The sequence below is a fragment of the Clostridium boliviensis genome, from assembly GCF_033342255.1.
Lineage (GTDB): Bacteria > Bacillota > Clostridia > Lachnospirales > Lachnospiraceae > Lacrimispora > Lacrimispora boliviensis.
Genome location: NZ_JAWONS010000125.1, coordinates 1 through 458 on the forward strand (window position 1 = coordinate 1; position 458 = coordinate 458).

General features: G+C 58.1%; 1 protein-coding gene. It reads right to left on the reverse strand.

Annotated elements, in window-relative coordinates:
- A partial coding sequence (locus RZO55_RS08835; protein WP_318063915.1) for a sigma 54-interacting transcriptional regulator occupies nucleotides 1–419 on the reverse strand: 419 nt, incomplete at its 3' end.
- Nucleotides 420–458: the final 39 nt, after the last annotated feature.

Here is a 458-nt window from a genome sequence, read left to right on the forward strand (position 1 = left end):
TTCAGCACCTTCACCTGGGCCGAAAAGGAAAGTTCACTGATCTCGTCCAGAAACAAGGTACCTCCGTGGGCCCGTTCGGCAAATCCCGCTCTGCCCTTACTGCTGGCCCCGGTAAAGGAGCCGGGTTCGTAACCAAAAAACTCCGACTCAAACAAGGACTCCGGGATTGCCCCGCAGTTGACTTCAATAAACGGACCTCCCGCCCGGTTGCTTTGTTGATGAATATACCGGGCAATCGCCGTCTTTCCGACCCCCGATTCGCCCTGGAGCAGCACATGGACATCCACCTGGGCCACCTTCCGCGCCATTTCCAGGGAACGCTTCATCGAGCCGTTTACGGCGACAAACCCGCCATCGTCCCGTTTCTCTCTTCGCAGCGCATCCAGCTCCGATTGGAGCCGGGCCATTTCCTGCTCCATCGCGTTTAAGTGCTCCTGCAGCCGAACCGGCTCGGTAAT